The 732-nt window shown below is 45.9% G+C and carries 1 protein-coding gene; it reads right to left on the reverse strand.

Features of this window, described 5'->3' with window-relative positions; genetic code table 11:
- Positions 1–407 precede the first annotated feature (407 nt).
- On the reverse strand, positions 408–599 hold the full coding sequence (locus HHU12_RS34290; protein ID WP_001041614.1) for a Rop family plasmid primer RNA-binding protein: 192 nt from the start codon (positions 597–599) through the stop codon (positions 408–410).
- Positions 600–732 lie beyond the last annotated feature (133 nt).

Genomic DNA, 732 nt, shown 5'->3' on the forward strand with positions numbered 1-732 from the left:
TGTACAAAGGGCACAGAGGATGGAACTGACGTAAAAGTGACGTATGAGCTGAAGGAATGATGTAAAAGTGATGCAAAAGTGATGTATGAACTGAAGGAGCAATGTAATTCTGTAGTCAGGAAGAATAACCCGTTCATGCAGGCATGAACGATACAGTGAGGAACGCTTTTTTTGTCACGTTCTCCCCTTAACCTGCGTAAATCACCCGCCATGGTTGATTATTTTTCAACCTCAAAATGGTCATACACCTAACGCAGCCGCGATTTTCATCGCAACTTCATGAAAAATAAATAAAAAAGAAAAAATACAGGGATTGTGGGTATTACCAGGGTAATAATGTTAAGCGCTAAGACAATGAAAATTAAGGCGATGCCGGTATTACTCCGGTAATACCCAGAACGGAGACATTACGCACCGTCCTGCTGCTCATTCAGGCGCGCTGACAGGCTTCGGTAAAGGCGTTCCGCATCCTCATGGAGTTTCTCGCAGAAATCAGCCTCATGATCCAGATCCAGCTCATTAAGCCTGTCCAGAAGAAGCAGGGACTGATCCTGGATGAATTTAGCCATGTTAACGGCAGTCTTTTGTTGTTTGTTCATGAAGGCCCCGGCGCGAAAGTGCTTACTGTACGTTCTGATGGTTTTCCGCTTCCTCGCTCATTCGCTCACTCCGTTCGGTCATGAGTCTGCGGCGAGCGGAGGGAGGATAAGCAGATAACGTAACGGTAAGCAT

This window comes from Flammeovirga aprica JL-4 (assembly GCF_012844305.1).
GTDB classification, from domain to species: domain Bacteria; phylum Bacteroidota; class Bacteroidia; order Cytophagales; family Flammeovirgaceae; genus Flammeovirga; species Flammeovirga aprica.

Bases quoted from the DNA above. Each gene is read 5' to 3' on its own strand.
- HHU12_RS34290 (WP_001041614.1), bottom strand. From the start codon at position 599: ATGAACAAACAACAAAAGACTGCCGTTAACATGGCTAAATTCATCCAG.